Genomic DNA, 220 nt, shown 5'->3' with positions numbered 1-220 from the left:
CGTTTCGGTATCCAGTTTTCAAGGTGCAAAGCTGTAAACAACCAGCTTTTTTTGAGAGTTTGAGCTCTCAAAACTGAGCAACGAGTGAGTAGTTTTTGAAGCTTACGCTTCATATTTGAATGTTTCCATTGCAGGAAACGATTCTCCATAGAAAGGAGGTGATCCAGCCGCACCTTCCGATACGGCTACCTTGTTACGACTTCACCCCAATCATCTACCC

At 44.1% G+C, this 220-nt stretch carries 1 rRNA gene; it reads right to left on the bottom strand.

Going from position 1 to position 220, the window contains the following annotated elements:
• Positions 1–151 precede the first annotated feature (151 nt).
• A 16S ribosomal RNA gene (locus tag WA407_RS26635) occupies positions 152–220 on the bottom strand; the annotation flags it as partial.

The organism is Paenibacillus sp. 203, assembly GCF_037027525.1.
Lineage (GTDB): Bacteria > Bacillota > Bacilli > Paenibacillales > Paenibacillaceae > Paenibacillus > Paenibacillus polymyxa_B.
This window is presented reverse-complemented; position numbering and strand designations above follow the sequence as displayed.